At 60.8% G+C, this 6,401-nt stretch carries 9 protein-coding genes; 4 read left to right on the forward strand and 5 right to left on the reverse strand.

The window, feature by feature from the left end:
- Positions 1-92 precede the first annotated feature (92 nt).
- Entirely contained in the window at positions 93-1,322 is a 1,230-nt protein-coding gene (gene mobQ, locus G0Q01_RS22045; RefSeq protein ID WP_304610680.1) for a MobQ family relaxase, read from the forward strand.
- Positions 1,323-1,693: 371 nt separating this feature from the next.
- On the opposite strand, the gene G0Q01_RS22050 is transcribed toward mobQ, so the two are convergent.
- A complete protein-coding gene (locus G0Q01_RS22050; protein WP_164198093.1) occupies positions 1,694-2,482 on the reverse strand; it encodes a hypothetical protein in 789 nt (262 codons plus the stop codon).
- A 307-nt stretch (positions 2,483-2,789) separates the two neighbouring features.
- Here G0Q01_RS22050 and G0Q01_RS22055 point away from each other — a divergent pair, with 307 nt between their 5' ends.
- Both G0Q01_RS22055 and G0Q01_RS22060 read left to right on the forward strand, forming a co-directional pair.
- Entirely contained in the window at positions 2,790-3,074 is a 285-nt protein-coding gene (locus G0Q01_RS22055; RefSeq protein WP_164213860.1) for a CopG family ribbon-helix-helix protein, read from the forward strand.
- Positions 3,062-3,355 (forward strand): type II toxin-antitoxin system RelE/ParE family toxin, encoded by a 294-nt coding sequence (locus tag G0Q01_RS22060; RefSeq protein WP_164213861.1) that lies wholly within the window; start codon positions 3,062-3,064, stop codon positions 3,353-3,355. The genes G0Q01_RS22055 and G0Q01_RS22060 overlap by 13 nt, the downstream gene beginning before the upstream one ends.
- Positions 3,356-3,442: 87 nt before the next feature.
- Here the strand turns inward: G0Q01_RS22060 and G0Q01_RS22065 are convergent, their stop codons facing one another.
- Both G0Q01_RS22065 and G0Q01_RS22070 read right to left on the reverse strand, forming a co-directional pair.
- Complete coding sequence (locus G0Q01_RS22065; RefSeq protein WP_164198087.1) at positions 3,443-3,829, reverse strand: helix-turn-helix domain-containing protein; 387 nt, start codon at positions 3,827-3,829, stop codon at positions 3,443-3,445.
- Positions 3,830-3,877: 48 nt separating this feature from the next.
- Positions 3,878-4,309, reverse strand: a complete 432-nt coding sequence (locus G0Q01_RS22070; RefSeq protein WP_203595131.1) for a replication/maintenance protein RepL — start codon at positions 4,307-4,309, stop codon at positions 3,878-3,880.
- 762 nt (positions 4,310-5,071) lie between these two features.
- On the opposite strand from G0Q01_RS22070, the gene G0Q01_RS22075 reads away from it, so the two are divergent.
- The gene (locus G0Q01_RS22075; protein WP_164198083.1) at positions 5,072-5,296 is read left to right on the forward strand and encodes a hypothetical protein; all 225 of its coding nucleotides are present in this window, start codon (positions 5,072-5,074) and stop codon (positions 5,294-5,296) included.
- A gap of 162 nt (positions 5,297-5,458) precedes the next feature.
- On the opposite strand, the gene G0Q01_RS22080 is transcribed toward G0Q01_RS22075, so the two are convergent.
- Positions 5,459-6,007: a hypothetical protein gene (locus tag G0Q01_RS22080; RefSeq protein ID WP_164198080.1), complete on the reverse strand. Its 549-nt coding sequence runs from the start codon at positions 6,005-6,007 to the stop codon at positions 5,459-5,461.
- Positions 6,004-6,264 (reverse strand): hypothetical protein, encoded by a 261-nt coding sequence (locus G0Q01_RS22085; protein WP_164213862.1) that lies wholly within the window; start codon positions 6,262-6,264, stop codon positions 6,004-6,006. Before G0Q01_RS22085 ends, G0Q01_RS22080 begins: the two co-directional genes overlap by 4 nt.
- Between the last annotated feature and the right edge of the window lie 137 nt (positions 6,265-6,401).

A 6,401-nucleotide genomic window follows, 5' to 3' on the forward strand; every position in this document is an offset into this window, starting at 1 on the left:
CACGAAGTGCCCACTTATACAAACGCTTAGCGTTTGTGTGGGCGGGGGAGACTGGCGTTTCCCCTCGACCCCTAAGCGAAGTGCGGCCCCGAATGGCGATCTATCATCTCAGAGCCACGATGATCTCCCGCAGTCAGGGCCGCTCCGCCACGGCGGCTATCGCCTACCGGGCGGCGGAGCGTATCGAAGATCACCGTACGGGGCTGACCTTCGATTACGCGGGGCGCAGCGGCGTCGATCACACCGAGATCCTCGCCCCCGACCACGCTCCGGATTGGGCCTACGACCGATCCGAGCTGTGGAACCAGGTCGAGCGCGCCGAGACCCGGAAGAACAGCCAGGTGGCCCGCGAGGTGCGCGTGGCCCTGCCTGCCGAGCTGGCCCACGCGCAGCGGGTCGAGCTGGTCCGGGACTTCGCCCAAGAACAGTTCGTGGATCGCGGCATGGTCGCGGATATCGCCCTGCACGCGCCCGGGCGCGACGGCGATGATCGCAACCACCACGCCCACATCCTGCTCACCACGCGCGAGATCGGCGCCGAGGGGTTCACCACCAAGAACCGCGACTGGAACAAGGTCGAGCTCCTCGAGCATTGGCGCGAGGCGTGGGCGGTGGGCAGCAACCACGCCCTCGAGCGCGCCGGCCTCGAGCAGCGCATCGACCACCGCACCCTCGAGGCGCAGCGGGAGGAGGCACTGGAATGGGCGACCGAGGCGCGGGAGCGCGGCGACGAGGGCACGGAGCTGCGCGAGACCGTGCGGGCGATCTCGCTGGACCGCGAGCCGCTGCCGCAGCTTTCACCGGGAGCGTGGCAGATGAAAGAGCGCGGCCACGAGGTCGGCCGAGTGCGCGCCTGGCACGAGATCAAGGCGCAGGCGGTCGAGGTCGCCCGCGTGGCGCAGGAGCTGGCGGGTCATGTCCGTGATTGGCTCGACCATGCCGCCGAGCGCACCTTGGATCGGCTGGGCGGCGGTCGCGCCGAGCTGGCGTTGTCCGGAGTAGCTACTGACCAGGACCGGCCTGCCGATCTCGCGACGCGCCTGCGCGAGGCCTGGGCCGATCGCCAGGAACGGCAACAGGAGCTGCCGGAGGTCGAGGTCCCAGAACGGGATACCTCTGAAGGTCTTGCCGCGCGGCTACGTTCTGCTTTTTCCGGGGTGGATCGTGACGCTCTCAGAGAACGGCTCTCGAGCTATAGACAGGAACGAGAGGATTACGAGGTGAGCACAGCCCAAGAGCGGCAGCGTGACAGGCACCTCGAAAACGACCTCGAGCAGGAGCGTCATGCCATTCGTGATCGGGGCTATGACCACGAGTTGTAAGCATCATGCTGCTGCGGCGTTTCCCGTCAGCTTTTCTGAAACTCAAGGCGCCCGAGCTTCAGGTCAGGTGACGCGCTCACTCTCCTTTTGATTGCACGTGAAGCCATACTGCTCCCAAGAAAAATTGGAGCGTGATCCGTCGCCGATACCAGGCCCGGAGTTTTTGGTCCTGATCCCCCACCACTCACGGAGTGGATCGCGCTCACCGCCTTGCCATTTTGAAGCCATGAGAATCGCTTGTCCGTGATATCGTGATAGGGAGCGCGACGAGCGCGCCCTGCGGTGGGACGGATCTAATCACACTGCGGCCGGCGCGGCGTCAGAGATGACCCCCGGTTACGGGCTCGCCGCGCTCACTAGGTCAGACAATCTTAGGGCACGTCCCGCGTTGCGCGCGGGCGAAAGAGATCTGGGAAGTCGCGCGTAGCCGCGAAGAGACCTTGGTCGACGGCGCGCTTGCGATACGCGATCTGCGCCCCGCTCATCATGTCCTGGCCCAAATATGTGAGGAAAGCTAGCAGGCTGCGATACTTCACGTGTGGAGATTGGGTCGCAAATCCAGAAAGCCCCGCAATCCATAATCCGCCGCGCTCATCGGGAACGCCGAAGCGGGCAGACTGTGCTCCCTGGTCCTGCAAGTTCGCCGCGAGGATTGCGGAGGTGGCCGCGATCAAGTCCGCGTCCTGAAGCGCGTAGACGATGGCGCGATCAAGCTTTTGAAGCAAGAATTGGCGCGGATCTCCGGCGCCGCCGCGCTCGATCCATCGCTGTAGTGTGTGGCGCGTCAAAACGACGATGGAGTCTTTAGTCTCCTTGGCCGTAAGCTGACGTAGAATGTAGCGCACCAGGTCCTGCCTGAAGCCATCTTGCTGATCGGCATAGCGCAACTCCGAGTCCCGCCGGGCTCCGCGAATGACCACCTCGAGGGCCCGGGTCCGATCTTGCTTGGTTGCCCGTGCGGCGGCGCATCCTGGGTGCCGGGCAATGCGTTTTGCCGCGCGTTGCAAAGCAACGAGGCTGCGCCCGCTCTTTGCGGTCAATGCGGCCGCTATGATATCGACTTTCGGCTCTTGCTCTGCCGCTTGGACAATCAGGTCCGTGGTCAGCCCGCGGGCCCAGTGCGTGCGGGCTGCCGCCGCAGATACGTCATGCAGGATCATCAGGGATAAGATCGCTGGTTTGAAATGCCCGTCAAGGGGAGCAAAGACAGTGAACCTGACCTTTGGTCACGGGCCCGAATAGCCGGCGGAGCCGACCGGGGCCTCGCCATCCCTACTGCTCCCTTTGGCACAACCGCGAGACGAGGGCGGGCCGCGCTGCTGCGCGCCCCATAAAACCCGTTCCCCGACTCCCAGCTACTCAGGGTTGAGCCGCTCAGGTCTCCGCGAGGCTGGGGATCTCTCTGGTTCCAGTGCTGGGCCATGCTATATAAGAGGTATTACCTCGTAATACCCAGGGAGCTATTCCATGTCTGCTACCCATCCCGTCGCGGTGAAGCTGGACGCCGATGTTCACGCTCGGATGCGCCAGCTTGCCAAGGCGCAGCACCGCACTCCGCACTACCTGATGCGGGAAGCGATCGCCCAATATGTCGAGCGCGAGGAAAAGCGTGAAGCGTTCCGGCAGGAGGCCGCGGAGGCATGGTCGGCGTATCAGGCCACTGGTCTGCACGTCACCCAGGCCGAAGCGGACGACTGGCTGGCCCAGCTCGAGGCCGGCCAGGACGTGGAGCCTCCTGAATGCCACACCTGATCTGGACGCCGGAGGCCCTTGCGGGTGTCCGGCGCTGCCATGGCTTCCTGGCTCCGAAAAATCCGGAGGCGGCCTCCCGTGCCGTGCGGGCTATTCGCGAGGGGATGCAGGTCGTGGCCGCGCATCCCGGCGCCGGCCGTCCGGCCGACAAGATGGATCCGGAGTTTCGGGAATGGCTGATCCCGTTCGGCGAAAGCGGCTATGTCGTTCTCTACCGCGTCGACGGCGAGCAGGCCGTGGTGCTGGCGGTCAGGCACCAGAGAGAAGCGGGATACTACTGAGCTACGGAAATGGGATCTGAAGGCGCTCCCCTGCTAAAGGAGTGCCCCCGGCATCTTACCTAACCTGCCCTAAACAATACTTGTACGTCAGCGCCCCAGAAGCCTTCTGAAGAGCCCGCGAGGCCTCTTGTCTTCTAAGAGTGCCGTGGCCTGATGTCGCCACTTGTCCCGATCCTCTCGCAAGTCTGAGATTACGGCTTCTTTGTCGGCTAGCCGTTCTTGAGCTGCTTCAAGACGCGCTTGTAAAGCCTTGAGTTCGCCTGTTTCCTCCCTGTTTACTTGCGGTTTCTCAGGTGTTTCCTTTTTGTGATTTTGAGGTGTTGGGGGGTAAACCCTGTGCAACTCGGACGGATCTATTCTGAACACACCTGTATCGTCTTTGAAGGCGGATATGCGGCCTGATTTTATGGCTTTAGATATGGTTGCCTTCGACTTCCCCGTGGCCTTCGCAGCTTCTCCAAGGGTGTACACCATGGGGTTTCCTATCGTTCGCAGTTGCCAGTATTCATGGTGTTGACCTGTTTACTCTTCATCTTTCCCAGGTGTTCCTGGAAGATCGGTTTCCATGCCTGGGAAACTGGGCTGTGAGATCGGTGGCAAGCCACTGCCAGAGGGGATTTGCATCTCACCAATGCGGGGCAGTCGGTGCAGAGCGGCTTTGTCTGCCACGATGGGTTCGGGTTGCTCATCTTCGGCCAGCAGGACTTCGGCTTGCAGGCGAGCGTAGCGCAAGCGGTCTCTGGCCTCGGTCCAGACAACACGGCTGTTGATGACGTATGCATTTACGGTGCCGCTAGCACCGATCTGCTGAACCTCAATCCAGTTTCCGGCTTCCAAGGTTCTAAGGGCACGTTTCACGGTCGAGGCAGACGACCCCATGAGCTTGGCTAGAACTTTGTGTGAGGCAACAACCGCGTTTTGTTCGCCGACATTTGCCGCCAATACGTGTAGCAATGCCGAAGCTGCCGGGTGTTTCGTTCCTAATCTCGCCCAAGCCTCGTGCGCTGCCCGATCCGTTTGCACAAAGTGTCCCCGTGCTGGCTTGGATGGGAGCGTGGCTCGAGTTTCCGGCTGCCGCTGACCTGGTTCATCCATGACCTACCCCTAGCTCATACGTGACTAAATTTCGCTCATTTGTGGGCGCATGTAGATCATGGATGTTTAGTTCTGTCCCGTCAAATATTGACCATACGTGCACTAATTTCGACCAGACCTAGGTCACAGCTGTGACCTAGGGGTAGGTCACAGCTGTGACCTACCCCCCCCTGCCAAGTAATTGATTTAAAATGAAGAAAATTTTGCGCCTTCTAATGATCTATAGGAGGGCAAAAAATCCCCGCTCGTTCGATCGGGAGCGCGCCCCATAGCGCTGGTCGAGCGATCGGGCGAGGGGGGAGTTTTTGAACGACGCAGGCGACGAGGGAGCCTGCATCCAAGTGTTAGTCTCGGCGGTACTTTAAGTAGTTCGCTACTTAACCAACGGTGCGAGTTACCAGGGATGGGGTGGGTCAGGCAGGGAGGGGAAGGGATACCCTCCGGCGTGTCTGTTTTAAGTTCTCTAATGTTGGGTGTCGCGTGGAGGGACGAACAAACCGGAAGGTGGGGCGAACACGTCGAGATGAAGGAGTGAAATTTTGGGGGGTTGAAACTGAATGCTGAAAATCTGCGTTAATCCAAAACCTTGAATGAAACTACGTGACGTGTGGAAGTCTAAGCATGAAAACTGGTTTGAGAATGTCTTATTCAGGCTACGCATCGTTGGCCCTGGGAACTGGATTGTTGCTCTCAGACCGCTTTTACGCCGGCACCGTTTTCTCAGGATTCCAGTCGCGCACAACACTTTTCCCCTTGAGCTTGGGGCTTATCCTGCTGGGTTACACGTTGCTGCTCGCTGCGGTCCTTCGCAGGATCACCAAAAAAGAGCGCCGATACCTGCGTTGAGCCGCTTTTCTAGAACCGATTGTTCGGGGAAGTCAGCGCAGGCTCCTCGCTTACGCGATTAGTCAGAGGGGCGGCGAAGAAATCTTGGCGATTGTCCGGGTCATCCACACGTCGCGCGACTGGTCTGCCGCGCAATGGCCGGAGTGACCCCTGTCACCGGTTCTACTCTGTGATCCAGAAGGCGCAGAAGCTGGACCCGTTGTCCTGCTCAACCACCTGCCCCCCGAACCACGATCTGCCGCAATTGTAGCTCACCAGATCATTGACCGAGAGGGCAGACTTGGCCGTTTCCATCCCATAAGCCAGCAGAAGGCCCAGAACGGCCCCTACAGCGAGCATAGAGACCAGCCAGACCCAGAACCCCCCGAAGTAGCGCCAGGCCTCTCTACGGGCCTCTCCGGCGGCCTGTGTGAGGTTCCGGGCGGCGTCGATGCTCTCGTCATGGGCCTTCAGGATGGCGTCTCTCGCGGCCTTCTCGGCGGCTTTGGTGGCTTCTTCCTTGAGGTAGGCTGCGACGGTCACCAAGCGGTTGTCGATGGCTTGGTGGACCTCGGAAGCGGCCCTGTGCATCCGGTCGACCCCCTCGGCCAACTTCTGGTGCAGGGCCTGTGCGTCCTTCTTGTCGAGGCTGGTGCGTTGGAGCTGGTCCATGTCCTTGCGGATCAGGGTCAGCTCATCGGCGAGGATCTGGAATGGATCTTTGGCGCTCATTGTCGTTCCGCCTTTGCCGCGGCGTCATCGAGCTCTTCCAAGAGGCCGATGATTTCCTTCTGATCGACTTCGCGCGTCACGGCACGGCGCAGCAGGGCGGCGAGCGCCCGGGCCTTTTCCGGATCCTTCAGCGCGTTGGAGATCGCGACCGATCCGACGATGATCTTGCGGCGGGTCTCGCTGGCCTTCTGCCTCTCCTTCAGCCGGGCCAACTTGGCCTGCGTTTCCGCAATTTGCTGATCGATGCTGCGCGCCATTCTTATCTCCGCACGATTGAGAACGGTTGATTTCTCGCAAAGGTTGATTCAGGGTGCAACCACGAAGTGCCCACTTATACAAACGCTTAGCGTTTGTGTGGGCGGGGGAGACTGGCGTTTCCCCTCGACCCCTAAGC

The organism is Salipiger sp. PrR007 (assembly GCF_010499845.1).
Lineage (GTDB): Bacteria > Pseudomonadota > Alphaproteobacteria > Rhodobacterales > Rhodobacteraceae > Salipiger > Salipiger pacificus_A.

Excerpts from the sequence above, each read along its gene's own strand:
- G0Q01_RS22065 (WP_164198087.1), bottom strand. The coding sequence starts at position 3,829 with ATGGTGTACACCCTTGGAGAAGCTGCGAAGGCCACGGGGAAGTCGAAG.
- G0Q01_RS22080 (WP_164198080.1), bottom strand. The coding sequence starts at position 6,007 with ATGAGCGCCAAAGATCCATTCCAGATCCTCGCCGATGAGCTGACCCTG.
- G0Q01_RS22050 (WP_164198093.1), bottom strand. The coding sequence starts at position 2,482 with ATGATCCTGCATGACGTATCTGCGGCGGCAGCCCGCACGCACTGGGCC.
- G0Q01_RS22075 (WP_164198083.1), top strand. The coding sequence starts at position 5,072 with ATGAAAACTGGTTTGAGAATGTCTTATTCAGGCTACGCATCGTTGGCC.
- G0Q01_RS22060 (WP_164213861.1), top strand. The coding sequence starts at position 3,062 with ATGCCACACCTGATCTGGACGCCGGAGGCCCTTGCGGGTGTCCGGCGC.
- mobQ (WP_304610680.1), top strand. The coding sequence starts at position 93 with ATGGCGATCTATCATCTCAGAGCCACGATGATCTCCCGCAGTCAGGGC.
- G0Q01_RS22085 (WP_164213862.1), bottom strand. The coding sequence starts at position 6,264 with ATGGCGCGCAGCATCGATCAGCAAATTGCGGAAACGCAGGCCAAGTTG.
- G0Q01_RS22055 (WP_164213860.1), top strand. The coding sequence starts at position 2,790 with ATGTCTGCTACCCATCCCGTCGCGGTGAAGCTGGACGCCGATGTTCAC.